Genomic DNA, 671 nt, shown 5'->3' on the forward strand with positions numbered 1-671 from the left:
CTGCATTGGTGCAGCAACGATAAGCGCTTCTTTATAAAACCCAAGGTCAAAGCCTTCTTTGAGTGCTGATTGTGTTGCACAGGTGGTTGTTTTAAAAGAATCTTGTTTTTTCATGGTATCAACGTTTTTGAAATTTGTACCTACAGATTAGTAATTTGTTGTCAGTAAAACAACCCAAAACCAACATTTTTTAAATTCGTTAGGGCTTAAAGCTGAACGATGCAACATGCTTTTCGCCTTCTTTCCCTACTCTTACCTTAGCTTTATCAATGCTTTGAGTAACCCTCTCCTCCATTCCTTTCAGCGTTGGTGTGGAACGGAAAGCATCAATTTCCTTATCAAGCTCTTGCTTGTACGACTCTTTGATCTTGGCTTTGACCTCATCGGTTAAACGTCCCTCTAGTTCACTCTCGACCTTCTCAACAGCCCTATCAACTAGCGGGAGGTATTTACCCTTGAGCGTATCCATGCATTCGTTTTTAAGCTGCTCCAGCATGTTATCTGCTGCAACATGCAGATCAGCCTTTACCTGATCCAGAACCTCATAAAAATGCTTTACCTCCGTGTGCTTGCGCTTGCTGCCGTGCTTGGGCGGTTCGATGTTGGCTATACGACCCTCCATAGATGCATAATAACTCCTCTGCATTCTTGCTAGTTGGGCCTTACCAAAC

At 43.1% G+C, this 671-nt stretch carries 1 pseudogene; it reads right to left on the reverse strand.

What is annotated here, in order from left to right:
* Window positions 1-199 precede the first annotated feature (199 nt).
* Window positions 200-671, reverse strand: a pseudogene (locus R7Z77_RS25935) (hypothetical protein); the annotation flags it as partial.

The sequence above is a fragment of the Vibrio sp. 1401 genome (assembly GCF_033340295.1).